Annotated in this window: 21 protein-coding genes; 16 read left to right on the top strand and 5 right to left on the bottom strand. The window is 70.1% G+C overall.

Going from position 1 to position 23,790, the window contains the following annotated elements; genetic code table 11:
- Window positions 1-793: HNH endonuclease signature motif containing protein (locus tag C5C17_RS05730; protein ID WP_146079089.1), on the top strand; the 793-nt coding region annotated here is incomplete at its 5' end.
- Window positions 794-1,006: 213 nt separating this feature from the next.
- On the opposite strand, the gene C5C17_RS05725 is transcribed toward C5C17_RS05730, so the two are convergent.
- Window positions 1,007-2,281 carry a helix-turn-helix domain-containing protein gene (locus C5C17_RS05725; RefSeq protein WP_181028502.1) on the bottom strand — a complete coding sequence of 425 codons (1,275 nt, stop codon included), beginning with the start codon at window positions 2,279-2,281 and terminating at the stop codon, window positions 1,007-1,009.
- Between the two features lie 164 nt (window positions 2,282-2,445).
- On the opposite strand from C5C17_RS05725, the gene C5C17_RS05720 reads away from it, so the two are divergent.
- Complete coding sequence (locus C5C17_RS05720; protein WP_104252425.1) at window positions 2,446-3,792, top strand: MFS transporter; 1,347 nt, start codon at window positions 2,446-2,448, stop codon at window positions 3,790-3,792.
- Between the two features lie 74 nt (window positions 3,793-3,866).
- Entirely contained in the window at window positions 3,867-5,204 is a 1,338-nt protein-coding gene (locus C5C17_RS05715; RefSeq protein WP_104252424.1) for an ArgE/DapE family deacylase, read from the top strand.
- A 150-nt stretch (window positions 5,205-5,354) separates the two neighbouring features.
- On the opposite strand, the gene C5C17_RS05710 is transcribed toward C5C17_RS05715, so the two are convergent.
- Window positions 5,355-6,242 carry an MBL fold metallo-hydrolase gene (locus C5C17_RS05710; RefSeq protein ID WP_104252423.1) on the bottom strand — a complete coding sequence of 296 codons (888 nt, stop codon included), beginning with the start codon at window positions 6,240-6,242 and terminating at the stop codon, window positions 5,355-5,357.
- 331 nt (window positions 6,243-6,573) lie between these two features.
- Here C5C17_RS05710 and C5C17_RS05705 point away from each other — a divergent pair, with 331 nt between their 5' ends.
- The 9 genes from C5C17_RS05705 (at window position 6,574) to C5C17_RS05665 (ending at window position 17,274) form a co-directional block, all read left to right on the top strand.
- The gene (locus C5C17_RS05705) at window positions 6,574-8,112 is read left to right on the top strand and encodes an ABC transporter substrate-binding protein (protein ID WP_104252422.1); all 1,539 of its coding nucleotides are present in this window, start codon (window positions 6,574-6,576) and stop codon (window positions 8,110-8,112) included.
- A gap of 135 nt (window positions 8,113-8,247) precedes the next feature.
- The gene (locus tag C5C17_RS05700) at window positions 8,248-9,189 is read left to right on the top strand and encodes an ABC transporter permease (RefSeq protein WP_181028501.1); all 942 of its coding nucleotides are present in this window, start codon (window positions 8,248-8,250) and stop codon (window positions 9,187-9,189) included.
- The gene (locus tag C5C17_RS05695) at window positions 9,186-11,180 is read left to right on the top strand and encodes a dipeptide/oligopeptide/nickel ABC transporter permease/ATP-binding protein (RefSeq protein ID WP_104252420.1); all 1,995 of its coding nucleotides are present in this window, start codon (window positions 9,186-9,188) and stop codon (window positions 11,178-11,180) included. The genes C5C17_RS05700 and C5C17_RS05695 overlap by 4 nt, the downstream gene beginning before the upstream one ends.
- The gene (locus C5C17_RS05690) at window positions 11,177-12,250 is read left to right on the top strand and encodes an ATP-binding cassette domain-containing protein (RefSeq protein WP_104252419.1); all 1,074 of its coding nucleotides are present in this window, start codon (window positions 11,177-11,179) and stop codon (window positions 12,248-12,250) included. The genes C5C17_RS05695 and C5C17_RS05690 overlap by 4 nt, the downstream gene beginning before the upstream one ends.
- A gap of 104 nt (window positions 12,251-12,354) precedes the next feature.
- Window positions 12,355-13,101, top strand: coding sequence for an arylmalonate decarboxylase (locus C5C17_RS05685; RefSeq protein WP_104252418.1), 747 nt, complete (start codon window positions 12,355-12,357; stop codon window positions 13,099-13,101).
- A 29-nt stretch (window positions 13,102-13,130) separates the two neighbouring features.
- Window positions 13,131-14,321, top strand: a complete 1,191-nt coding sequence (locus C5C17_RS05680; protein WP_104252417.1) for an NAD(P)/FAD-dependent oxidoreductase — start codon at window positions 13,131-13,133, stop codon at window positions 14,319-14,321.
- Window positions 14,318-15,031: a GntR family transcriptional regulator gene (locus tag C5C17_RS05675; protein ID WP_104252416.1), complete on the top strand. Its 714-nt coding sequence runs from the start codon at window positions 14,318-14,320 to the stop codon at window positions 15,029-15,031. Before C5C17_RS05680 ends, C5C17_RS05675 begins: the two co-directional genes overlap by 4 nt.
- 3 nt (window positions 15,032-15,034) lie before the next feature.
- Complete coding sequence (locus C5C17_RS05670) at window positions 15,035-16,420, top strand: MFS transporter (protein ID WP_104252415.1); 1,386 nt, start codon at window positions 15,035-15,037, stop codon at window positions 16,418-16,420.
- 95 nt (window positions 16,421-16,515) lie between these two features.
- On the top strand, window positions 16,516-17,274 hold the full coding sequence (locus C5C17_RS05665) for an isochorismatase family protein (RefSeq protein WP_104252434.1): 759 nt from the start codon (window positions 16,516-16,518) through the stop codon (window positions 17,272-17,274).
- A gap of 506 nt (window positions 17,275-17,780) precedes the next feature.
- Here the strand turns inward: C5C17_RS05665 and C5C17_RS05660 are convergent.
- Window positions 17,781-18,608: an SDR family NAD(P)-dependent oxidoreductase gene (locus C5C17_RS05660; RefSeq protein ID WP_104252414.1), complete on the bottom strand. Its 828-nt coding sequence runs from the start codon at window positions 18,606-18,608 to the stop codon at window positions 17,781-17,783.
- 111 nt (window positions 18,609-18,719) lie between these two features.
- On the opposite strand from C5C17_RS05660, the gene C5C17_RS05655 reads away from it, so the two are divergent.
- The gene (locus C5C17_RS05655) at window positions 18,720-20,201 is read left to right on the top strand and encodes an aldehyde dehydrogenase (protein WP_181028500.1); all 1,482 of its coding nucleotides are present in this window, start codon (window positions 18,720-18,722) and stop codon (window positions 20,199-20,201) included.
- A gap of 46 nt (window positions 20,202-20,247) precedes the next feature.
- Here C5C17_RS05655 and C5C17_RS05650 read toward each other — a convergent pair whose 3' ends face one another.
- Window positions 20,248-20,574: a hypothetical protein gene (locus C5C17_RS05650; RefSeq protein ID WP_104252412.1), complete on the bottom strand. Its 327-nt coding sequence runs from the start codon at window positions 20,572-20,574 to the stop codon at window positions 20,248-20,250.
- A 99-nt stretch (window positions 20,575-20,673) separates the two neighbouring features.
- Between C5C17_RS05650 and C5C17_RS05645 the strand changes: the two genes are divergently transcribed.
- Window positions 20,674-21,003 carry a hypothetical protein gene (locus C5C17_RS05645; RefSeq protein WP_104252411.1) on the top strand — a complete coding sequence of 110 codons (330 nt, stop codon included), beginning with the start codon at window positions 20,674-20,676 and terminating at the stop codon, window positions 21,001-21,003.
- Window positions 21,000-21,275 carry a hypothetical protein gene (locus tag C5C17_RS05640; RefSeq protein ID WP_104252410.1) on the top strand — a complete coding sequence of 92 codons (276 nt, stop codon included), beginning with the start codon at window positions 21,000-21,002 and terminating at the stop codon, window positions 21,273-21,275. The genes C5C17_RS05645 and C5C17_RS05640 overlap by 4 nt, the downstream gene beginning before the upstream one ends.
- A gap of 23 nt (window positions 21,276-21,298) precedes the next feature.
- Here the strand turns inward: C5C17_RS05640 and C5C17_RS05635 are convergent, their stop codons facing one another.
- Window positions 21,299-22,396 carry a DUF475 domain-containing protein gene (locus C5C17_RS05635; RefSeq protein WP_104252409.1) on the bottom strand — a complete coding sequence of 366 codons (1,098 nt, stop codon included), beginning with the start codon at window positions 22,394-22,396 and terminating at the stop codon, window positions 21,299-21,301.
- Window positions 22,397-22,580: 184 nt separating this feature from the next.
- On the opposite strand from C5C17_RS05635, the gene C5C17_RS05630 reads away from it, so the two are divergent.
- On the top strand, window positions 22,581-23,783 hold the full coding sequence (locus C5C17_RS05630) for an alpha/beta hydrolase (RefSeq protein WP_258065987.1): 1,203 nt from the start codon (window positions 22,581-22,583) through the stop codon (window positions 23,781-23,783).
- Window positions 23,784-23,790: the final 7 nt, after the last annotated feature.

Below are 23,790 nucleotides of genomic sequence, written 5' to 3'. Positions count from 1 at the left end.
CGAGCAGGGCGAGCAGCTGCTGTCGGTGTTCGACGCGCTGCTCTCGCCCCGGCGGAGGGTGGAGTTCCCGGCGGCGTCCGAGTGCGGGGAACCCCTCGCGTCGGCCCTCGGCGCCGACGAACTCCCGCTGGACGAAAACAACGCCGATACTGAAGTTCCGCTAGTGGACCCGCGCTCGATCGAGCAGCAGCGCATCGACGCGCTCACGATGGTCGTGCGCGCCTACGCCGAATCCCCCGACGCGCCCAGAACCGGCGGCGAAGCCCCCACCGTCATCATCGTGACCACCAAAGCCGGCATCGCCGGAACCGCAGAACGTCCCGAAGACGTCCCGCACCTCGAGCGCACCGGGGAACCAGTCCCACCGAGCGTCGCCGCGCAGCTGATGTGCGACGGGTTCATCCGCGTCGCGACCCGCAGCAGCACCGGGGAGATCCTCGACCTCGGCCGCAGACAGCGTCTCTTCACTACCGCCCAACGCCGAGCCATCGCCGTCCGAGACCGGCAATGCCGGGCACCCGGCTGCAGCGCACCCGTGCGCTGGTGCGAAGTGCACCACGCCATGCCCTGGAGCGAAGGCGGACCCACCGACGCGAAACACGGCATCCTGCTGTGCTCCTTCCACCACCACGAAGTCCACCGCGGACGCCTCGCCCTCACCCACAGCAGCAAAGGGCGCTGGCACGTCGTGCCCGCGCTCGGACACCACGCCCCACGCAGAACCGCCCGCCGCCGCAGCTACACCACCAACAGCGCCCCAGCCGCCCGCCCAGCAATCAACCGAAGACTCTGAAACCGGAGGCAGGGGGAACTAACCCGCCGACCGGCAACCCTGATCAGCTGACGGCACCATTCCACCTACGGCTCTGATCAACGGACGACGCTGATCAACCGAGGATTCTGATCAACCGAAGACTCTGATCGATCGAGGACTTCTAAAACCACGGACAGCCCAACGGTCGGAGCCGAGACCCAGCCGGGAGTCCCCGAAACACCGGTTACGCCGTCAACCCTGCTGTGCACTCCTGTCCGCCGCGAGAACCAGCTTGATCGTGGCTGCGTCATCAGGAACCGTCGGATCGAGCCCAGTCACCGATGCGAACTTCGCCAACCGGTTCATGACCGTGTTCCGATGGCAGAACAGCGCCCCCGCGGCCTTCGACGCCGAACCAGTAGCCATGTACACCTCGACGGCCTCAACCAGCAGAGTCCGCTCAGACGAAGGCAGGACAGCAAAATCCCGAAGCGAATCCGCAGCCAGACTCGACGCGACCAGCCCGAGCCGCCGCACGACAAGACTCGGCCAATGCTGCGCGAGCAGCGCCGCCCGCCCCGGAACCGCGAACTCAGCCAACTCGGACGCCAACTGCCACATCCCACTCAACGACGACAGCGTCGCCGCCGACTGAGACACACCCACCTGCAGACCCGCGAGCCCCAACTGCACAGACAGACCAGCAAAGCGCAGACCAGCAGAGCCCAAGCCGGCCGACTCAACGCCAGCAGACCCCGCGCCAACAGACCGCAGGCCAGCAGACCGCGGGCCGGCCGACTCGACGCCAAACGAGCCCACGCCAGACGAGCCCACGCCGGACGAGCCGGCGATGACCGCGAACTCCACACCATCCAGACGCAGGCACACGGCCGAGGGAAGAACAGCCCGCACATCCGAAGCGAAGCCGGCCGCCGCATCCTGATGCGCAACCGCAATCCAGTACGGACCAACGAGCGGAATCTCGAGCGCCTCCGCAGCCTGCACATGCAACTGCGAGTCGTCAACACCACCGCGCAGCAGACGACGCAGCAGGAACGCCTGCTCCTGCTCGAGCTCCGCCTTCACCTGCCCCAGCTCGAGCATGTACCCCGACTGCACGCTCGTCGTGTGCGCCTCCACAACCTCCCAGATCGCGACAACATCATCAGAGAGGCGATCCGCCTCCCCCGGCAGGCGGTCGTTGAGCGCCTGCCAGATGAAACGAAAGTCCATCCGCACCGCCCGCAGCAGCGACTCGAGCGGCACCCCCTGACGGACCCGCTTGCGCCCGATAGCTCGCGAATGGGCCCGCAGCTCGTCCTCGAGCCGCTCCCCACCCAGCTGCCGGAACATGAGACCGAGCGTCGTGAACGCCGTACTGTGCACATCGCGCTCCGCGATCACCGACTCGACATAGCCGGTGAGCGTGCGCACCTGCATCACGTACAACGTCGTGATCTCGTCCAGATCGTCGAGACACGATCGGATACCGCGCTGCAACGGCGCCGAAACAGACGCGTCATTCACCGGCCCGAAACCCATCAAACTTGTGCATTTGCCCATCCTAGGCGTGCAATCGAGTGGGCCTGGCGATTGCCCGACCCAGCCATGACGGGGTTGCATAGGTACACCAACGTCACCGCAGACGTGCACGTTCACATGCAGGCCTTTCCCCCAACATCGGAGCCACCATGTCCCACGACCCGCAGACCCCGACGCCAAACGCGCCCGCCAGCCCGCCGAAAGTCAGCCTCAAAGAAGCGCGGCGCATCGCCTTCGCCGCCTTCGTCGGCACCGCCCTCGAGTGGTACGACTACTTCCTCTTCGGCACCGCCGCGGCCCTCGTCTTCAACCGCCTCTTCTTCACCGACCTCAACCCGGCAGGCGCCACCCTCGCCGCCTTCGCGACCTTCGGCGTCGGCTTCGCCGCCCGCCCCATCGGCGCCGTCGTCTTCGGATGGATCGGCGACCGCTACGGCCGCCGCCCCGCCCTCCTCACCACGATCGTCATGATCGGATGCGCGACCGGCCTCATCGGCGTCCTCCCCGACTACCTCGCCGTCGGCATCGCAGCCCCCGTCATGCTCGCCGTCCTCCGCCTCGTACAAGGCTTCGCCGTCGGCGGCGAATGGGGCGGCGCGACCACCATCGCCATCGAGCACTCCCCCGAGAAGATGCGCGGCCGCTTCGCCGCCCTCGTCCAGATCGGCTCCCCCGTCGGCACCCTCGTCTCCTCCGGCGCCTTCGCACTCGTGCTGATGATGCCGCCCGAGACCTTCGACGCGTGGGGCTGGCGCCTCCCATTCCTCCTGGCCTTCCCACTCCTCGGCATCGCCCTCTACATCCGCCTCAAGGTCGAAGAATCACCCGTCTTCCAGGAGCTCGCCGCCGCCGGCGAACAGGTCAAGGTCCCCGTCGTCGAGCTCTTCCGGAAGTCCGGACTGCGCCTCCTCGTCGCCGTCGCCGCCGCCATGCTCGGCGTCGGAGGCTTCTACATGATGACGACCTTCGTCGTCTCCTACGGCACCAACGTGCTCGAAGTCGACCGCCAGGTCATGGTCAACGCGACCCTCGTCGCCGCCGTCCTCCAAATCGGCGTCACCATCTTCGCCGGCCGCCTCGCAGAGCGCTTCGGCCCAGGCCGCATGACCGTCGTCGGCGGCCTCACCACCGGCATCGCCGCCTTCCCACTCTTCTGGCTCATCGACACCGAGAGCCCGATCGCCATCATCGCCGCCGTCAGCATCGGCATCGCCCTCATCACCCTCTCCTACGCCGTCACCGGCGCCCTCCTCGCCGAACTCTTCCCACCCCGCCTCCGCTACAGCGGCGTCTCCCTCGGCTACAACCTCGCCGGCGCCATCAGCGGCTTCCTCCCCCTCATCGCAACCGCCCTCATCACCGTCGGCGACGGATCATCCTGGCCCGCCGTCCTCGTCCTCATCGGCATCTGCCTCATCACCGTCATCGGCGGAGCCTTCGGCGAGCGGATGCGCCTCCGCGACGACATCGTCGAGATCGACGAAGCCGCTTCCTGAGCGCAGACAAACGCTCCCTCCCCACCCCGGGCGCAGCTGCCCGGCAACACCACACGCGAAAGCAGGACACGACCATGACAACGCCAACCACCCCCACCGCCGGCCGCAACCCCAGCGCGGCCACCACACCCGCCAGCCCCCTCACGCACGAGCAGCGCCAGCGCATCCTCGACGCCGTCGACGCCGCCTTCGACCGCCAGATCGCCTTCACCCAGGAGCTCGTGCGCCACCCGTCGCTGCGCGCCAACGAGTCCTCAGCCCAGGACCTCCTGTACGGCGCCATGGCCGGCCGCGGCCTCACCATGGACCGCTGGCAGCTCGACCCCGTCGAACTCGCCGCCCACCCCGGTGCCGGTGCCGTCGAGATCTCCTACGACGGCCTCGAGAACGTCGTCGGCACCTTCGCACCCCAGGAGGAGCGCGGGAACTCGCTCATCCTCAACGGCCACATCGACGTCGTCCCCGAAGGTCCCGAAAGCCAGTGGGCCCGCTCCCCGTGGGATGCGACCGTCCGCGACGGCTGGCTGTACGGCCGCGGCAGCGGCGACATGAAGGCCGGCCTCGTCGCCAACCTGTACGCCTTCGACGCCGTCCGCGCCGCCGGCCTCACCCCCACCGGTCGCATCCACTTCGAATCCGTCGTCGAAGAGGAATGCACGGGCAACGGCTCCCTCTCCGCCCACCTGCGCGGCTACACGGCCGACGCCGTCCTCATCCCGGAACCCGAAGAGGACATGCTGGTGCGCGCCAACACCGGCGTCATCTGGCTGCGCCTCCGCGTCGACGGCAAGCCCACACACCCCCGCGAGATGCAGACCGGCTTCAACGCCATCGACGCCGCCTACTTCGTCATCGGGGAGCTGCGGAAGCTCGAGGCCGCCTGGAACGCGAAGCAGGGCGAGCACCCCTACTTCGAGGAGCTCGACCACCCCATCAACTTCAACGTCGGCAAGATTCAGGGCGGCGACTGGGGCTCCAGCGTGCCAGCCTGGTGCGAGGTGGATGTGCGCGTCGCCCTCTACCCCGGCATCACGGCCGACTCGGCGTGGGCGGAGATCACGGACGCCCTCGCCGCCGTCACGGCCGACGGCAACGGCAACCCGATCGCCACGACCGCCACGAAGACGGGCTTCTACGCCGAGGGCTACGTGCTCGAAGAGGGCGGCGCCGCCGAACAGGCGCTCGAGCGCAGCCACAGCGCCGCGTTCGACGGGGCGAAGCTCGAGTCATTCGTCACCCCCGGGTACCTCGACGGCCGCGTCTTCGTGCAGTACGCCAACACCCCCGCCCTCGTCTACGGCCCCATCTCCGAAGCCATCCACGGCTACGACGAGCGGGTGGACCTCGAATCGGTGCGGCGCATCACGAAGTCCATCGCGCTCTTCATCGCCGAATGGTGCGGGGTCGAATAGACGCCAACCACGAGCCCTCACCTCACCGGCCGTGCGCACTCCCCACCGCGGGAGCGCGCACGGCCGATTGCATGCAAGAGCAGCGCTGTGCCGACCGGCACCGAGCTGCGCAGAGCAGTGCAGTGCAGCAGGACTCGCCACAGCGCGCATTCAGTGCGCCCCGTCGGAGACCTCGAACCCACCCTCCCCGTCAGCGCCGACGTAGAGCAGCTCGCGCGATGCGACGTGCCCCGGGAGCAGCGGCACCCCAGTAGCGGCGCACTCCTCGAGGAGCGCCCGCCGAGTGGCCTCCGCGACCTCCTTCATCGAGCAGAAGCTCGACGTGAGCCCTGGCGTCGCCACCTGCAGCACGTGGTGCAGCGCGTCGCCGGAGATGATCGCGAGAGTGGCGCCTGACGAGGGGTCCAGCACTCGCACCACCATGTGCCCCGGGGTATCTCCGGGCGCGTGCTCCAGCACGATACCGGGCGCCGCCCAATGCGGCATCTCTACGACGTCGGCCTGCCCCGCCGCGAACACCGGCTCGATCGAGTCGGCCCAGAAGTCGCCGTTGCGCTCGAACATGACCCGCGCGTCGGGGCTCGTGATGAACGAGCGGTCCAGCTCGTTGAACAGGTACCGCGCGTTCGGGAACGTCGGCACCCACGCGCCCGCCGCATCCGTCGTCGTGTTCCAGCCGACGTGGTCGCAGTGCAGGTGCGTGTTGATGACGACGTCGACCTCGGCAGGATCGACGACCTGCGAGACCTCCTCGAGCCAGCTCGTCGTGAGCCCATTCCACATGTCGCGGATGCGCGGCTTCCCGTTTCCGACGCCCGTGTCGACCACCGCGACGAACCCCCGCGAGCGCACGACGTAGCTCGTCGAGGCCATCACCAGCCGGTCGCTGCTCGCCTCGTAGTCGTCGGGCCCGAGGGCGGCGATCTGGAGCCGCAGGGCTTCCGTTCCGACGAACATCTCCTCGACCGGCAGCATCGCCGAACGGTACTCCTCGACGCGGTAGATCTCCGTGTCGCCTGCACTCAGCAGTGGCCGCATGGTGCCCTCCTCTGGTTGGGCGAAGACACGGAACCAGGCCAGGACCGTGTGAGACGCCAGGCCTGAAGGCCCACATCCACCCTCGGTGGACCATGTTGCCTGGAGATTTCATTGCATGCAATGAGTGTTACCAGCGCGTAAATATGCGCCCGTATCGCCGAGATTGCATGCAGATTGCGGCTAGCGTCCATTTCATCGGCTCAGTACATAGCCGAATTCGGGCGCGACCCAGCTTCATCGCCCCAGCACCATCACCGCAGCACCATCGCCCCACCTGCACCGAGATCTCCAGCCCCAGCACCCCACCTCTCAGCACTCGGAAAGGACGCGCATGCGTTCCCACAGACTTCGCGTCGGCACCGCCGTCGCCATGCTCGGCGTCACGACATTCGCCGTCACCGCCTGCTCCACGGGCTCCTCTTCGGCCTCCGAAGACGCCGCGTTCGCGGTGAACATCGCCGCCCTCGAAGGCGCCCCGACCTTCGACCCGGCCGCCAACATGCGCGGCTCCGCCTTCAACTACGCGGCCGCTGCCTACGAGAGCCTCGTCACGAGCGACGCCGAGGGTGCCCTCCAGCCGGGCGTCGCGACAGCCTGGGAGTACACGAGCCCAACCGAGCTCACGATGGACTTCCGCCTCGACAGCGTCTTCGAGGACGGCACCCCGATGACGGTCGAGCTCATCAAGGCCAACCTGGAGCGCTACCAGGAGACGCCAGGCACCTACCAGGCGCGCCTCAACTCGATCGACTCGATCGAGGTCGTCGACGAGGACTCGCTGAAGTTCACCCTCAACACTCCGGACCAGTCGCTGCCCGAGGCCTTCTCGCTCACGGTCGGCATGATGGTCAGCCAGGCCGCCCTCGACGACCCCTCGCTCCTCCTCACCGACACGTACGGCTCCGGCCCGTGGATCCTCGACACCTACACGGAGGACAGCGAGTACAGCTACATCCGCAACCCCGAGTACGCGGGCCCCATGGACGTGCAGGTCGACGAGCTCAACATGTTCGTCATCACCGACCTCACGGCCCAGCTCAACGCGCTCCTCGCCGGCGACGTCGACATCATCTCCGCCCAGTGGAGCCAGCGCGACCAGGCAGAATCGCAGGGCTTCGCTGCTGCCTCCAACGAGTCGAACGTCGGCGGCCTCATGCTCTTCGACCGCGGCGGCGAGGTCATCCCCGAGCTCGCCGACGTGCGCGTCCGCCAGGCCATCAACTACGCCCTCGACCGTGACGCCATCGGCACCGCCCTCTGGAGCGACTACCAGCGAGGCACCTCCTCCGTCTTCGGCAAGTTCACCTCCGCCTACGACGAGTCGCTCGACGACTACTACGAGTACGACCCGGAGAAGGCGAAGCAGCTCCTCGCCGAGGCCGGATACGCGGACGGGTTCGAGCTGCCCATCCTCAGCCGCACCATGTTCGGCGAGAACAAGCGCCTCGAGGCGACCATCCCGTACCTCGAAGCCGTCGGCATCACCGCCACCCTCACCGACCGCACCAACGACTACTTCGACGCCATCAGCAACAAGGAGTTCGGTGCCTCGCAGGGCCAGCAGAACGGCGGCATCGACTCCTACGTGAACAGCATGAACATGCTCGCCCCGAACGCCCAGCTCAACCCGTTCGGCACCGACGACCCCGAGCTGACCGCCCTCATCGACGACGCGTCCAGCGAGCTCGACGCCGACGCGGCCGCCACGAAGTGGCAGGCGGTCAACACGTGGGTCGTCGAGAACGCCTGGTTCGCCCCGGTCGCGTTCTACCACACCCACACGGTGTGGGATGCGGAGAAGCTCGGCGGCGTCGAGCTCGCCGCCGGCCAGGTCTTCCCGCTCCCGTTCAGCTGGGCCCCCGCCGAGTAGCTCTCCCCGCAGGCTGACGCTGGCCGCGGTCTCCGCATCACCGCAGCCCCCCGGATGCGCGGGGAGGGTCCCCCTCCCCGCGCACCCGCCAAGCACGCTCACCACAGCACCCGCTTCAACCCGAAAGGAGCACACGTGGCCCTCTACATCCTTCGACGAGTCGGCATCACCGTGCTCATGGTCTTCCTCGTCGTCTCGGCCGCCTTCTTCCTCGTGGCCCTCATGCCGAACGACGTGACCCAGACCATCCTGGGGCCCGACGCCACCCCAGAGGCCCGAGCGCAGCTGCGCGACGAGATGGGCTTCAACGACCCGGTGCTCGTGCGCTACGTGACCTTCCTCGGCGGCCTCCTCACTGGCGACCTCGGCGTCTCCTACCTCAGCCAGCAGTCGGTGACCGCGCAGGTGCTCGAGCGCCTCCCCGTCACCCTCACCCTCTCCATGGGAGGCATCCTCCTCACCACAGTGCTCGGCATCGTGCTCGGCATCCTCGCCGCGAACCGAGGCGGCTGGCTCGACACGATCATCCGCGGGGCCGCAGGGGTGATGCAGGCCATCCCGAGCTTCTGGCTCGCCGTGCTGCTCGTGCTCGTCTTCGCCGTGAACCTCAAGCTGTTCCCCTCCTCAGGATGGGAGCCGTTCGCCGAGGACCCGGCGGAGTTCGTGCGCCGCATCACGCTCCCCCTCATCTCCATCGGCATCGCGGGCACCGCCGCCGTCGCCCGCCAGGCACGCGTCGCGATGATCGACGTGCAGGGCCGCGACTTCATGCAGACGCTGCGGGCCACGGGCCTCCCCGAGTGGCGCATCGTGTGGCTGCACGGCCTCCGGAATGCGGCCATCCCCGTGCTCACCGTCATCGGCCTCCAGTTCGTCGCCCTCTTCGGCAGCGCCGTCCTCATCGAGCAGGTCTTCGCGCTCCCCGGCGTCGGCAAGCTCGTCGTCGACTCGGTGAACCTCGGCGACATGCCCATCGTCCTCGGCGTCGTCGTCGCCCTCAGCATCGTCATCCTCGCCATGAACCTCGTCATCGACATCCTCTACGGCATCATCAACCCGAAGGCGAGGCTCGCATGACCCGCGTCCGACGCACCGACACCGCCCTCTCCAGACTCCTCAGCAAGCCGGGTGCGGTCGTCGCCCTGGCGTTCCTGGTCCTCCTCGGCCTCTCGGTGCTGTTCGCCGACCTCGTCGCTCCCCTCGACCCGCTCGCCCAGGACCTCTCGCTTGCGCGTCAGATGCCGAGCGCAGAGCACCTCCTCGGCACCGACGACCTCGGGCGCGACGTCTACTCGCGTCTCATCCACGGCGGCGCCGCGACCCTCGGGGGCGCCGTCCTCGCGGCCGTCGTCGCCATGAGCATCGGCATCCCGCTCGGCATGATCGGCGGCTACTTCCGCGGCTTCACCGACACGCTCGTCTCCCGCTTCGCCGACTTCTTCCAGGCCCTCCCCACCATCGTCATCCTCATGGCCGTCATCGGCGCCTTCGGCAACAACACGACGGTCGCGATGGTCACCCTCGGTGTCGCGATGAGCGACGGCTTCGTGCGCCTCGCCCGGGCGACGACCCTGCAGGTGCGGCGCGAGCTGTACGTGGATGCGGCGAACGTCGCCGGCATCGCCCCCGGCCTCATCCTGTTCCGCCACGTGCTCCCGAACATCCGCGGGCCGCTGCTCGTACAGCTCTCCATCACGATGGGTGCCGCCCTCCTCATCCAGGCGGGCCTCGGCTTCCTCGGCCTCGGCACCCCGCCACCGGCGCCCAGCTGGGGCGGCATGATCAGCGAGGCCAGCGAGCTCATCTACCTGCACCCGTGGCTGCTCGTGCCGAGCGGCGTGATCATGATCCTCTCCATCCTGTCCTTCAACGTCGTCGGCGACGCGCTCGCCGGAAACCGGCCGGGCACCACCCTCGTGCGCTCCTTCTTCCGGACGAAGACGTCAGCGCCCGTCGCGTCGAAGCCCGTCGCGGTCGACGACCCACAGGCTGAGGTCGACGACGCCATCGTCTCGGTGCGCGACCTCAGCGTCTCGTTCACCGACAGCAACGGCGAGTTCGCGGTCGTGCAGGGCGTCTCCTTCGAGGTGTCCCGCGGTGAGGCGCTCGGCATCGTCGGCGAATCGGGATGCGGCAAGTCGGTGACCGCGAAGAGCCTGCTCGGCCTCGTCGCCCCAGGCGGTCGCGTCTCGAAGGGCGAGATCCGCATCGACGGCACCAACATCGTCGGCCAGACCAACAAGCAGCTCCGAGCCGTCCGCGGCTCGAAGATCGCGCTCGTCTCGCAGGAACCCATGACGGCCCTCGACCCGACCTTCACGATCGGCGCCCAGCTGCGCGAGGCCATCGCCCATCACACGGGCCGGAAGGCCGGGGAGGCCCAGGCGCGGGCACTCGAGCTGCTCCGCCTCGTCGGCATGCCCGACCCGCAGCAGGCCGCGGCCAGCTACACCTTCCAGGTCTCCGGCGGCATGGCGCAGCGCGCCGCGATCGCCATGGCCCTGACGGGCGACCCAGAGGTGCTCGTCGCCGACGAGCCCACCACCGCCCTCGACGTGACGGTGCAGGCGGAGATCCTCGACCTCCTCAGGCGCCTCCGCGAGGAGCTCGGCCTCGCCGTCATCCTCGTCACCCACGACCTCGGAGTCGTCGCCGACACGTGCGACCGCGCCATCGTCATGTACGCGGGCCAGGTCATCGAGGAGGCCGACGTCGACACGCTCCTCACCGCCCCCTCCCACCCGTACACGCGTGCCCTCCTCGCGGCCATGCCCGCGAACGCCGTCGCGGGAGTCCCCATGGACGCCATCAGCGGCGCGGTTCCCGCGCCCCGCGACTGGCCGAGCGGCTGCCGCTTCGCCGACCGCTGCACCTTCGCGACCGACCGGTGCCGCACCACCCCCGTCGCCCTGACCCTGCTGCGCCCCGGCGCCGGCCAGCAGCACCCCGCCGCGGGCATCCAGCGCTCCGGCATGGCCCGCTGCGTCCGCGTCGAGGAGGTCGCCAAGGCGGCCAGCACCGGCTCGGCCACCCAGAACACCAGCGCGAACGAGAGGAGCATCGCATGAGCGAGGACCTGCTGCGCATCGACAACCTACAGATGCGGTTCAAGAACCCCCACGACCGCAAGCAGACCGTCCACGCCGTCGACGACGTGAGCTTCACCGTCGCCCCCGGCGAGATCCTCGGCGTCGTCGGCGAATCGGGCTCGGGCAAGTCGACCATCGGGCGCTGCCTCCTCGGCCTCGAGCGGCCGAGCGGCGGGAGCATCCGCTTCGGGGGCCGCGACCTCACGAAGCACTCGCTGCTCCGCAACCGCCGCGACATCGCCAAGCAGCTGCAGGTCGTCTTCCAGGACCCGTACAGCTCGCTCAACCCCTTTCGCACGATCGGACAGACCCTCGCCGAGCCGCTGCAGGCAGCCCTCAGGCTCTCGGACAAGCAGGCGGATGCACGGGCTCGCGACATGCTCGAGACCGTCGGCCTCCCGAGGGCGGCCGCCGACCGCTTCCCCGGCCAGTTCTCCGGCGGGCAGCGGCAGCGCATCGGCATCGCGAGGGCCCTCATCATGCAGCCGCAGCTCGTCGTCCTCGACGAGGCCGTGAGCGCCCTCGACCTGTCGACGCAGGCGCAGATCCTCAACCTCCTCGCCAAGCTCGCGAAGGAACGGGGCCTCGCCTACATCTTCATCGCCCACGACCTGGACGTCGTCAGGTACATCTCCCACCGAACGCTCGTGCTGTACCGCGGCCGGATCATGGAACAGGGGCCCGCCGGCGAAGTCCACGGCGCTCCCCTGCACCCCTACACGGCGGCGCTCAACGCGGCGGCGCCCGTCACCGATCCCCTCGAGCAGCGCAAGCGCCGCGCGGCACGCGCCTCTGCTGCCGCGACCGCAGCCGCCGCCGACACAGGTGACGGCGCCACTCCGGCCACACCGGTCGCCGGCCCCGCGACGGGCCAGGTCGGCTGCCCGTTCGCGGCCCGCTGCGCCTTCGCCCAGGAGGTCTGCCTCACGAAACGGCCCGCCGACACCCCCGTCGGCAACCGCACCGTCGCCTGCCACATGTACGACGCGACAAGCGGACACACTCGACTCGGATCCGGCATGCCCGCCACCGAGCTCGTCGCGAATTGACCCCGTCCCCTCACCCACACCACGTCGAACAACCCCGCCGCGACGCCCCCGCGCCGCAGCCAACCCGAACACGAACACGAACACGAACACGAAGGAGCACGTCAATGCCTGACGTCACCGGATACCGCGCGAAGATCGGCGTCATCGTCCCCTCGACCAACACGGTCGTGGAGCACGATGTCAACAAACTCGCGCCGCACGGCATCACGTTCCACTGCGGCCGCATGTACGTCGAGCAGCAGGCGATGGGCGACCACGCAACCTTCATGGGGCTGCAGACCCAGATCCGCGGTTCCATGTCGGTGGCCCTCCGCGACGTCATGACGGCGCAGCCCGACCTCATGATGATGGGCATGTCGGCCCCCACCTTCAGCGGCGGCGTCGCCGGCAACGAGGCCTTCCAGAAGGAGGTCAGCGACCAGATCGGCGGCATGCCCGTCACGACCGGGGCGTCCGCCTGCCGTGCCGCCCTCGAAGCCCTCGACGTGAAGAAGATCTCCGTCTTCTCGCCGTACCAGCCCGTCGCCGACGAGTGGGTCGACCAGTACTTCACCGAGGCGGGCTTCGACGTCGTCAAGGTCACGGGCCTCCGCTGCCCCACCGCGACGTCGATCGCGAGCGTCACCCCCCGCGACCTCGTCAAGGTGCTCGAGGAGATCGACACCCCTGAGACCGAGGCGATCGTGCAGGTCGGAACGAACCTGTCGTTCATCCGCATGGCCGACGAGGCGGAGACGTGGCTCGGGAAGCCCGTCGTCGCCATCAACACCGCCACCGTCTGGCACACCCTCCGCCAAGCCGGCTTCACCGACACCGTCGGCGGCTACGGCACCATCATCCGCGAATTCTGACCGCCACAGCGCACCCAAAGGACCACACCATGACTGCTTCCCCCCAGTTCGATGTCATCGTCGTCGGCGGCGGCCCCGTCGGCACCACCACAGCCCTCAAGCTCGCCAAGCGGGGCATGACGGTCGCCCTCTTCGAGAAGCGCGAGGCGAGCACGCTCGAGCACCGCGCATCCACCTTCCACCCGCCGACACTCGAGATGCTGGAGGAGCTCGGGCTCTCGCAGCCCCTCATCGAGGCCGGGATCATCGCCCGCTCCTACCAGTTCCGGGATGCGACGATCGGGAAGATCGTCGAGCTCGACTTCGCGGTGCTCGACGACGACACGGCCTACCCGTACCGCGTGCAGGTCGAGCAGAGCCGCCTCACCGCGGCCGCCCAGCAGGTGATCGCCGGCGAGCCCAACGTCACCTCCACGCTCGGCGCCGAGGTCATCGCGATCCGCGAGGACGACGAGGGCTTCGAGGTGGATGTGCGCGGCGAGGGTGGAGAGGTGACCACGGCGACCAGCACCTACCTCGTCGCCGCGGACGGCTCACGCTCCATCGTGCGCGAGCACTACGACATCGACTTCTCCGGGCACACCTACCCGGAGCGCTACCTCGTCATCACGACGAGCCTGCCGCTGCACGAGATCCACGAGGACCTCGCCGTCGTCAACTACGTCGCCGACCCCGAGAACTGGCACGTGCTGCTGCGCAACCCGAGCGGCTGGCGGGTGCTCTTCCCCTGCGACCCCGCCCTCACGACCGAGCAGCAGACCGACCCCGCCTACGTCGTGAGTCAGCTGCGGCGCGTGGTGCCCGAGCTCGACGGATACCCTGTTGTGCACGTCACCGTCTACGAGGTGCACCGCAAGGTCGCGCAGACATTCCGCAAGGGCAACGTCTTCCTCGTGGGCGACGCGGCACACGTCAACAACCCGCTGGGAGGCATGGGCATGAACAGTGGAATCCACGACGGACTGCTGCTCGCCGAGCTGCTGCCCGGCTACGCCAACGGCGAGATCTCGAGCGAGGCGCTCGACGACTGGGCCGAGAAGCGCCGCGCCGTCGCCCGCCACTACGTGGGCGAGGAGACGGAAGGCAACTGGAACGCCCTCCGCGACACGAGCGAGGAGCGCCGCGCCGCGAAGCGCGCCGAGTGGGAAGCCCTCGGCCGCGACGAGACCGCCCGCCGACAGTTCCTCCTCACGTCGTCGATGCTCGCGAGCGTTCGATGATCGACACCCCCACGCACGCGCTGCTGCCCGAGAGCCTCACGGGCGGCGACCTCGCGTACGCCGAGCTTCGCTCGCGCATCATGAGCGGCGAATACGCGCCGCACACGGTGCTGCGCGCGCAGGCGCTCGCCGCCGAGTTCGGGCTCAGCAGAACCCCCATCCGCGAGGCGCTGCAGCGCCTCGCGGAGGCAGGGCTCGTGGCGTACATCCCCAACAAGGGCGCCACCGTCATCGGCTACACCACCGAGCAGATGGCCGAGACCTACTTCGTGCGCGCCTCCCTCGAGAGCCGCGCCGCCGGCCTCGCCGCCGACCGCATGACCGACGCGGACGCCGAGCTGCTCATCGACCGCATCGAGCGGATGGACCCCCTCGTCCACGCGAGCGACCAGGACGAGATCGTCGAGCTCGGCCGCCTCAACCGCGAGTTCCACGAGCACATCGTCAAGGTGTCCGGCAGCCTCCAGCTGCAGACACTCCTGCGCAGCGTCAGCCAGGTGCCCATGATGATCCGCAACTACCAGGCGTACGGCGACACGTTCCGCATCCGCTCGAACCACCACCACCGCGACATCCTGACCGCCCTGCAGTCAGGCGACTCCCTGTGGGCCGAGGTCGCGATGCGCTCGCACATCCTCGCCGCCCGCAACGCCGTGCTCCAGGGCCCCGGGTCCTCCCTGCACGCCGACACCTCCCCACACGAGGACTGACCCATGTCGCGCACCACCGGGCCCACCACGGGGCCCGAGCAGCAGCATGCCCTGATACCCGCGCCAGACGAGACATCTGAGGCGGACGGAGCGGCCGCCCCAGCCTCAGCCTCCGCCTCAGCCTCAGCCTCCGAAGCACCGACCCACGTCTGGCGAACCCGACGCCCCGGCCGCACGGCGACCCTCGCCGGCATCGGGACGACCGTCGTCACCGCGCTCCCCGTCTTCCTCGTCGGCGGCCTGTCCATGCAGCTGCGCGCCAGCACGGGGCTCACCGAGTCGATGCTCGGCATCGTCGTCGCCGCCTACTGGGGTGCGTCCGCGCTCCTCTCACCCCTCGCCGGCAGCCTCTCCAGCAGGCTCGGCTTCCGCTGGGGCATGGTCATGGCCTCCTCGATCGGAGGCCTCGCCCTCATCGGCATCGCCGCCTACACGCCGACGTGGCAGTGGCTGCTGGTGTGGCTCATCCTGGCCGGCGCGGGGAACTCGCTCGGGCATCCACCGTCGAACGCCCTCATCGGTGCAGGCGTCTCCACACGGCGCAGGGCCCTCGCGTTCGGACTCAAGCAGGGCGCCGTGCCCCTCGCGACCTTCAGCGCGGGCCTCGCCGTCCCGGCCCTCGGCCTCACCGTCGGCTGGCAGTGGACCTTCGCGATCGCGGGCACCCTCGCCGCCGTCGCCGTGTGCTTCCTCGCCTGGCGGGTGCCGCGCACCAAGCGCTCGCCCCGCCTCGCGCGCCGACGCCCCGAGCGCCTCCCCCGCGACCTGCGCGTCTTCCTGGTCCTCGCCTCGGCCGCGAGTGGTCTCGGCGCCGCCCAGTCGAGCGTCATCGGCGCCTTCACCGTCACGACCGCCATCGGCGTCGGCTACTCGGCAGCCGTCGCGGGCCTGCTCCTCAGCCTCGGCTCGCTATCGAACATCATCGCCAGGCCCCTCGCCGGCTGGCTCGCCGACCGCGGCATCGGCGGCACGCTCACGACCGTCGCGCTCATGATGCTCTCCGGCGCCGTTGGCCTGACCGGCATGGCCCTCGCCCTCCCCTGGAGCTTCGCCGTCGGCGTCGTGCTCGCGTTCGGCCTCGGCTGGGGGTGGAGCGGGCTCCTCCACTACGCCGTCTCCAACGCCGCACCACGCTTCGCCGCCCAAGCCACGGGGCTCGTGCAGTCCGGCGCGTACATCGGCAGCGCCGCCGGTCCGCTCGCGATGGGCTTCGTGTTCGAGTACTTCGGGCCAAGCACCGGCTGGATCGCCTCGGCCGGCATCGCGCTCGTCGCCGCCACCGCGGCCGCCATCGCCGCCCGCTTCCACCCCACCCGCCGCAAGGCCCGCGCCGCCACACGAGACAGCGCGGCCCAGAACAGCGCGGCCCGGAACAGCGCGGCCCGGTGAGCTCGCGCAGCGCCGCGAACCCGCCGAGCAGAACGAACCCTCTCGACTTCCGCTTCCAACTCAACCTCCCCCGCAACCCCACGAAGGGAACCACCATGACCACCACCACGCCAACCGCATCCACCGCCGAGAAGCAGGCCGGCGTCCCCGCCGACTCCGAGAACCAGGCCGTGTCCGCCAACAACGACGCCGTGTCAGCTGACAACGACGCCGTGTCAGCTGACAACGATTACGCGGCTGCGGGCTTCGGCCGGCGCCTCGGTTTCGGGAGGAAGCCCGCCCTCATCGTGATCGACTTCGTGGACGCGTACCTCGTCGAGACGTCGCCGCTCTACGCGGGCGTCGAGGACGAGCTCGCCTCGGCCGCCCGCGTGCTGCAGTCGGCGCGCGCCGCCGGCATCCCCGTGCTCTACACGGTCGTCGAACAGGACACGGGGCCAACCGGTGGCGGTGTCTTCGCCCGCAAGGCCGCTGGCCTCGCGACGCTCGCGACCGGATCCCCGCTCGGCGCCATCGCCGAGCCCCTCACCCCCGCCACGGGAGAGCCGATCCTCTCGAAGAAGTACGCGAGCTCGTTCTTCGGCACCTCCCTCGCCACCGACCTGACCGTCCTCGGCTGCGACAGCGTCATCCTCGTCGGCCTGTCGACCTCGGGATGCGTACGGGCCACGGCCGTCGACGCGTGCCAGCACGGCTTCATCCCGCTCGTCGTGCGCGACGCCGTCGGCGACCGCCGCGCGGAACCACATGAGGCCGCCCTCTTCGACCTCGACGCGAAGTACGCCGATGTCGTCAGCGAGCACGACGTCGTCGACTACCTCGCGGGCCTCGCCGCCGTCCCCGCAGCCAGCTAGACGCAGTCTCGGCGCCGGCTCTCACGGCAAGCGCCGCAGGAGAACCCGCGCAGTCAACGTTGTGGCGAAATGCGGTCCGGCTCGTGCCTGACCGCACTTCGCCACAACTCTGCGCACCCGATCTCAGCTCGACGGTGCCACGCAGAGGCCCCGCGCGTGCGCCCGTCGCGGGCCCGGTCGACGGTCCTGCCTGACTGCCGCGCGTGCCGCCCCCGCGTGACGCCCGCGCGAACCGCCGCAGGGTTGTGGCGAAGTGCCCTCAGGGCTACTCCCGACAGCACTTCGCCACAACTCTGCGCACCCGATCTCAGCTCGACGGTGCCACGCAGAGGCCCCGCGCGTGCGCCCGTCGCGGGCCCGGTCGACGGTCCTGCCTGACTGCCGCGCGTGACGCCCCCGCGTGACGCCCGCGCGAACCGCCGCAGGGTTGTGGCGAAGTGCCCTCAGGGCTACTCCCGACCGCACTTCGCCACAACTCTGCGCACCGGATGCGGGAGCGGGCGCCGTCAGCCCGCGACGACGTGCGCGCTGCTCGCCGCGGCCAAGGCCTCAACGGCTGACAGCGTCGGGTCCCAGAGCTTCGCGATGACGCGCGCCCCGGAGACGTTCGCGCTCTCGGGCGAGCAGAGCCAGACCGCCGGCGCGGCCATGACCTCGGGCGACAGGAGGTTCCCGTCGGCCCCCTTCCGGTCCGGGCCAGATGGCAGCAGCTCGGTGTCGGCCGCACCGCCGGGCAGCAGCAGGTTGGCCGTGACACCTGTGCCGGCGAGGTCGGTCGCCCACGAGCGGGTCATCGCCTCGAGCGCAGCCTTCGACGGGCCGTACGGGGCGTAGCCGGGGCGGATCATCGTCTGCGAGCTCGTCGACACGTTGACGATCCGCCCGTCGGCCTGCGCCAGGAAGCGCGGCATGACGGCCTGCGACATGACGAACGGCCCGTTGACGTTGGTGTCGATGATCTGCGCCCACGTCGCCGGGGGCACGTCCCAGAAGTGCACGGGGTCGGTCGTGAAGGTCTCGCTGACGAGCCGCATCCCGCGCCCCGCGTTGTTGACGAGCGCGTGCACGCCCCCGAAGCGCTCGACGGTCGCCTCGACCACCTCGTTCGCTCGGTGCGGGTCGCCGACGTCGGCGACGAGCGGCAGCAGCTGCTCGGCGCCGCCGGGCAGCTTCGCGGCGTCAGCCACCACCTCGTCGAGGGCAGCGGATGCCCCGCTCGCGGTGATCGTGACGGCGTAGCCTGCCGCTCTCAGCGCGAGGGCCATGACGCGGCCGAAGCCACGCGACCCGCCCGTGACGATGGCGACTCTCGGGGAGGTGGTGTGTGCATCCATGCATCAAGATTGCGTGCAATCCGCGCCCCAAGTATGCCGAAACAAGAACTTTTCACACGATTGCAACATGGATTGCATGCGATGTTCGCACTGGGTGTCGATCATAGTTACATGCATCTCGACTCCTTCATCAACGGGCGCCGCGTCGCCTCTCCCGCCTCGATCGACGTCATCAGCCCCATCGACGGGCACACGATCGTCGGCTCGGTCGCGACGGCGAGCGCCGGGCAGGTACGCGACGCGCTCTCCGCTGCCCGCACCGTCGGCACCTTCTGGTCGCAGATCCCCGCGGCCGACCGCGCGCGGCAGCTCATCGACGCGATCGAGGACTCGGCGGCGATCCCCGACCACTCCGGCCAGCTGATCGCGAGCGAGATGGGCAAGCCGGCGCAGGATGCGGACGGCGAGTTCCAGTTCGCGCGACGGCTCGCCGCGTTCTGCGCCGCGAACATCGAGGGGATCTGCGCAGACCGGGTCATCGACGACGACGAGGGCACACTCCTGCGCATCGTCGAGCCGATGGGCGTGGTCGCTGCGATCACCCCGTGGAACGCGCCCGTCATCCTCGCCGCCCTCAAAGTCATCCCGGCCCTCATGACGGGCAACACGATGGTGCTCAAGCCCTCGCCGCTCGCGCCGCTCGCCGTGACGGCGTTCTACTCGGCGATCGCCGCCCGCCTCCCGGACGGGGTCCTCAACATCGTGAATGGTGAGGGCGAGACCGGTAGCGCCCTCGTGGAGAGCTCGGACGTCGACCTCATCTCCTTCACGGGCGGCCCCACCGCGGCGCGCGCGATCGGCGCCGCGGCCTCGCGGACCATCCGCCCCACGGTCATGGAGCTCGGCGGCAACGACGCCGCGATCCTGCTCGACGACGCCGGCTGGGGGCCGGAGCTGGCCGAGCGGGTCGTGTTCGGCGCGATGCTCACGAGCGGGCAGGTGTGCATGGCGATCAAGCGCGTGTACGTGCCGCGCGAGCGCCACGACGAGTTCGTCGCCGACCTCGTCGCGGCGGCCGGGCGGGTGCTGCGCATCGGCGACCCCAGGCTCGAGGGCGTCACCATGGGCCCCGTCATCAGCGCCGACGCGCGCACCCGCCTTGAAGCGCTGCGGCAGCGGTCCGTGGATGCGGGCGGCACGGTCACCGAGTTGGGCTCGCTCGACGAATCGGTCACCCCGGGCGGCCACTGGGTGCGGCCCGCGATCGTGACCGGGCTCAGCGACGCCGACGAGCTGGTGCGCGAGGAGCAGTTCGGGCCGATCCTGCCGATCCTCGCCTACGACACCGTCGATGAGGCCATCGAGCGCGCGAACGGCGTCGAGCACGGACTCGCGTCGTCGGTGTGGAGCGTCGACATCCCGCGAGCGCAGACCGTCGCGCGGCGGCTCCGCGCAGGATTCACGTTCATCAACTGCGCCAACCGGGCCGGCGTCTCCCTACGAGCCCCCATGGGCGGCCGCGGCGTGAGCGGCCACGGCCGCGAGTTCGGGGACCTCGGGTTGTCCGAGTACGTGCAGAGCCACAGCATCAACTACCCGGCGACGGCACGCGTCGGATCGGCGATGGCCGCGAACCGCTACCCGGGAGCCTGATCGAGGCGCAGCAGCCGGGGCAGGCGCGGCGCGCGGAACTGGCGGGTCAGCGCGTGACTGCCCCGTGCATCCACTCGTCGCCGCTGCCGTCGAGGGAGTCCTGCACCGCTTCCTCGGCGTCGGCGAGCGCCTGCTCGGCGGCGTCGAGCTCGAGCTTCGTGGCTTGCTCCGCCTCGAGCCGTTCACGGTCGGCCGCCTGGCGCTCGGCGCGATCGCGCCGCGACAACGACTGCGAATCCGGCAGGTGCAGGTCCTCGCTGCGCAGGGCCGCGAGCCGCGAGCGCAGCTCCCGCGTGCGCAGGTACGCCTCGCGGACGCGGAGCATCAGATCGGGTTCCGACTGCTGGCCTGCTTCATCTGCGCGCGCGTTCACAGGACCGAGCCTAGAACGTCCCGACGTCGGCGCCGAACGCGCAGCGGGAACGGGCAGCGGGAACGCGCAGCGGCAACGTGCATCCGGTAGACATGACGCATGACTCTCGACGACCGCGGCCGGACGATGCGCATGTGGATCCTCGCGAGCGTGATCGCCCTCGTGCTGGCCGCACTCGCGACGTGGTTGTTCTTCCCGCTCGAGATGGAGAGCTACTGCGGGCGCGTCGGCACCGGCCCCGAAACGTGTCTCGAAGCGCGAAGCTCCGCGGTCGGCCTCCCCACGAGCATCTCGTCCTTGACGCGGGCCGTGGGGGCGGCGGTCGCGACGCCCTTCATCGTGGTCGTCGTGATCCGCTACGTCCGGAAGCAGCGAGCCCTGCGAGCCGGTGGCGCACCCCGGGGAGACTCGGGGGCCCAGAGCGCATGACCCCTCCGTTCCTCCGCCCTCGGTCGACCGCGCGGATCTGGCTCTGGACGGCCGTCATCGTCGTCCTGATCTCGCTCGTCCTGGCGCCCACGCACGACTACACGATCTGCGTCGACAACTACAGCGACCCCTCCCTCTCCTACTGCGAGAGCTACCCGCTGTCCCTTGCCGGCAACCGGACCCACGTGCTCGCATGGCTGGCCGCCGTGGCCGTGACGGCCCTCACCGGCTGGCTCCTCGCTCGGCGCCACAAGCGGCGCGACCCGCGATAGGCGCGGCGCGGATCGCCCCAGTGTCACCGCATTTCCGCGCGCGACCTCGCCTCAGCATTCTGCCGCTGCCCAGCGAGCCGCACCCGCTTCGCGCGGAGCCGGGCGCGCGGCCGGAGCGAGGTGACGAAGGCCGCGAGGATGACCGCCGACCCGGCCCAGGCGGCGACGGCTCCCGGAATGGGCACGACGAGGCTCGTCCACAGCAGCACGCTGAGCAGCCCGAGCACGTAGGCGGCCCCCGCCCTCAGGTGCCGGAGCTTGGAGAGCCCGTCAGCCGAGACGACGCCGGACGTGAGCCCGGCGAGGAACACCGCCCCGATGAGCACCGCCGTGCCCGCGACCATCGCCTGCACGGCGGGCACCGGAACGATCGTCACCGACTGCAGCGTCGAGACGCCGTCGAGGATCTCGAAGACGAGGAAGATGACGAGCGCCCGCTCGACGATGACGGTCGAGGCGTGCGCGTGCAGGCGGAAGGCGCCGACCCCGCCGCGGGCCCACTTCGAGACGCCCTTCGAGAGCGCGTAGGTGAGCCCGCCCGCTGCGCTCCAGGCGAGCACGTGCGGGCGATCGGCCGGCGCGACGAGCGCTGCGACGAGCAGGGCACCGGCGGCGGCCGTCGCCCACGACCAGGCCCACGGATGCTGCACTCGCGCGAGCGCCGCCTCCGGAGCCCCCATCCACGGTCGCCTCGTGAGCCGGTCCGTGTTGAAGAGGTACTCGGCGAACACGAGCCACACGAACACCGCCCCGAACGCGGCAATCGCGGGGCGCACCTCGAGGAGGTCGGCCGCGAACTCGCTCGGCTCGACCACCGCCTCCACCATCGCCCCGCCCGCGTCGCCCTCGTCGGTCGCGACCGCCAGCGGAGGCAGCAGCAGCCGCACGGACACGACGCCGATCACCAGCCCGAGCGAGAGGAAGAGCTGCCGTGCGCGGGAGTCGATGCGCGACGCGACGCCCGCCATCGGCACCGACGAGTCCGCCGCCATCGCGATCTCGAGCGTCACCAGGAGAACCAGCGCCAGCGCCACCTGCGGGCCGAGTGCGACCCCCGCGACGACCGCGGCGACGGCGGTGAGCAGGGCTGGAACGATCACGATCTGTCGGAGTGCGCGCATCCGGGGTTCCTCTCGTCGTTGCTCGTCGAGCGGAGCCCCATCGCACCAGGACGCCCAGACGAGCAGACGAAGGTGAACGCGCGCTGGCCGCCTGCGTCACCGGACGCAACAGGACGCGAATCAGGGATGCGAGAGCTTCGAATCGCCCAGTCAGCACCGTCGCCCGCCCTGCTAGCTTGAGCGCGTGGCCCCGCAGATCCCCCCGCAGATCCCCCGGCAGCTCGCCGACCGGCACACGCGTCGCCTGCGCCGCCCGGCCACCGAGCGCACGCCGGCGTTCGACCTGGGCTACGCGCGCACCGGGCCCCGAGCATCCACCCCCGTCGTCGTGATCCCTGGCGGCCCCGGCCTCGGGTCCCTCCTCCCCTACCTCGGCTTCCGCCGGCGCGCAGCCCAAGGTGGGCTCGACGTGATCATGGTCGAGCACCGCGGCGTCGGCTTCTCGCGTGCCGACCTGCGCGGCCGCGACCTGCCGGCGTCGGCGATGCGCATCAGCGACGTCATCGACGACATCGCCGCCGTGCTCGACCACGAGGGCATCGGCCAAGCGCATATCGTCGGCGCCTCCTACGGCACCTACCTCGCGTCGGCGTTCGGCGCCCGCTACCCGGAACGCGTCGCCGGCATGCTGCTCGACTCAGCCCTCCAGTCGGCGGAGTCACTCAACCTGGAGCGCCACACGGTGCGCGAGCTGTTCTGGCGCGGCGACACCGCCACCGCCGAGGCCGTGCACGCGCTCATCGACCAGGGCGTCGACTCGCGTATCCTGCTCGACGTGGCGAGGGCTGCGTACGAGCTCGGCGGCGACGAGCTCCTCCTCCCCGTGCTGCGGCAGCGCGCCAACCACGCGCACACGGCCGCCTGGAGCGCCCTGCAGCTCTACGCGACCCGCGACCGCTCAATCGTGCGGTTCCCCGGCATCTACGAGTTCGACCTCGCAGGCGTCATCGGCTTCCGCGAACTCGGCTACGGCGGCACCCCGGACGGACTTCCCCTCGACCCCGCCCTCACCTACTCGGAGATCGCCGACCTCTTCCCCGCCTTCGCGGGCGAACCCTTCGACCTCGCCGCCGAGACCCCGAAGTTCACGTGGCCGCTCGTGCTGCTCGTCGGCACACGCGACCTGCGCACCCCTCCGCCCATCGCCCGCGCCGTTGCGGCGACGGCACGGGATGCGGTGCTCGTGCACATCGAGAACGGCCACTCCGCCCTCGAATCGCACCCGCTCGCACTGCTCAACGCGATCCGCGCGCTCGTGCGGGGCCGCGAGCACGCCCTGCCCGGAGCCTCAGCGCACCTCAACCGGCTGCCGCGCCGGGGGCTCGCCGCGCGCATCCCGGAGCTGCTGGGAGCCGCGACCCTCGTCGAGAGCACGGTTCGGCCCTAGCCCGCCG

Source organism: Pseudoclavibacter sp. RFBA6, assembly GCF_002931575.1.
In the GTDB taxonomy this organism is placed as follows: domain Bacteria; phylum Actinomycetota; class Actinomycetes; order Actinomycetales; family Microbacteriaceae; genus Pseudoclavibacter; species Pseudoclavibacter terrae.
This window is presented reverse-complemented; position numbering and strand designations above follow the sequence as displayed.

What these genes read in the sequence shown, in the direction of transcription:
- C5C17_RS05720 (WP_104252425.1), top strand. Translation starts at nt 2,446, where the DNA reads ATGTCCCACGACCCGCAGACCCCGACGCCAAACGCGCCCGCCAGCCCG.
- C5C17_RS05715 (WP_104252424.1), top strand. Translation starts at nt 3,867, where the DNA reads ATGACAACGCCAACCACCCCCACCGCCGGCCGCAACCCCAGCGCGGCC.
- C5C17_RS05710 (WP_104252423.1), bottom strand. Translation starts at nt 6,242, where the DNA reads ATGCGGCCACTGCTGAGTGCAGGCGACACGGAGATCTACCGCGTCGAG.
- C5C17_RS05705 (WP_104252422.1), top strand. Translation starts at nt 6,574, where the DNA reads ATGCGTTCCCACAGACTTCGCGTCGGCACCGCCGTCGCCATGCTCGGC.
- C5C17_RS05695 (WP_104252420.1), top strand. Translation starts at nt 9,186, where the DNA reads ATGACCCGCGTCCGACGCACCGACACCGCCCTCTCCAGACTCCTCAGC.
- C5C17_RS05690 (WP_104252419.1), top strand. Translation starts at nt 11,177, where the DNA reads ATGAGCGAGGACCTGCTGCGCATCGACAACCTACAGATGCGGTTCAAG.
- C5C17_RS05685 (WP_104252418.1), top strand. Translation starts at nt 12,355, where the DNA reads ATGCCTGACGTCACCGGATACCGCGCGAAGATCGGCGTCATCGTCCCC.
- C5C17_RS05680 (WP_104252417.1), top strand. Translation starts at nt 13,131, where the DNA reads ATGACTGCTTCCCCCCAGTTCGATGTCATCGTCGTCGGCGGCGGCCCC.
- C5C17_RS05675 (WP_104252416.1), top strand. Translation starts at nt 14,318, where the DNA reads ATGATCGACACCCCCACGCACGCGCTGCTGCCCGAGAGCCTCACGGGC.
- C5C17_RS05670 (WP_104252415.1), top strand. Translation starts at nt 15,035, where the DNA reads ATGTCGCGCACCACCGGGCCCACCACGGGGCCCGAGCAGCAGCATGCC.
- C5C17_RS05665 (WP_104252434.1), top strand. Translation starts at nt 16,516, where the DNA reads ATGACCACCACCACGCCAACCGCATCCACCGCCGAGAAGCAGGCCGGC.
- C5C17_RS05660 (WP_104252414.1), bottom strand. Translation starts at nt 18,608, where the DNA reads ATGGATGCACACACCACCTCCCCGAGAGTCGCCATCGTCACGGGCGGG.
- C5C17_RS05655 (WP_181028500.1), top strand. Translation starts at nt 18,720, where the DNA reads ATGCATCTCGACTCCTTCATCAACGGGCGCCGCGTCGCCTCTCCCGCC.
- C5C17_RS05645 (WP_104252411.1), top strand. Translation starts at nt 20,674, where the DNA reads ATGACTCTCGACGACCGCGGCCGGACGATGCGCATGTGGATCCTCGCG.
- C5C17_RS05640 (WP_104252410.1), top strand. Translation starts at nt 21,000, where the DNA reads ATGACCCCTCCGTTCCTCCGCCCTCGGTCGACCGCGCGGATCTGGCTC.
- C5C17_RS05635 (WP_104252409.1), bottom strand. Translation starts at nt 22,396, where the DNA reads ATGCGCGCACTCCGACAGATCGTGATCGTTCCAGCCCTGCTCACCGCC.